Consider the following 379-nt stretch of genomic DNA (forward strand, 5'->3'; position numbering starts at 1 on the left):
GTCGACGATCGGCGGGTGATCAACGGGATCCTCTATCGCTTCCGGACGGGGGTGGCCTGGGCGGATATTCCGGAGCGCTATGGGCCGCACAAGACCTGCTACAACCGCTTCGTGCGGTGGCAGAGGGTGGGGCATTGGCAGGCCATTCTCGATGCGGTCACAGAGACTTACGACGAGCTGATCATGATCGACTCGACGATGATGCGGGTTCACCAGCACGGCGCCACGGCCGCAAAAAGGGGGGCGCCGATCATGGCGTGGGACGTTCCCGGGGCGGGCTGACGACCAGGCTGCATGCGCTCGTCGACGGCCGCGGGCGACCGGTCGCTTTCAAGCTCACGCCAGGACAGGTTCACGACAGCAAGGTCGCGGGGGATAT

Annotated in this window: 1 pseudogene; it reads left to right on the top strand. The window is 65.2% G+C overall.

Annotated features, from left to right (window positions below):
- Positions 1 to 379 (top strand): annotated as a pseudogene (locus QMG28_RS20885) (IS5 family transposase); the annotation flags it as partial.

Origin of the sequence: Sinisalibacter aestuarii, from assembly GCF_027923545.1 — a bacterium.
In the GTDB taxonomy this organism is placed as follows: Bacteria; Pseudomonadota; Alphaproteobacteria; order Rhodobacterales; family Rhodobacteraceae; genus Sinisalibacter; species Sinisalibacter aestuarii.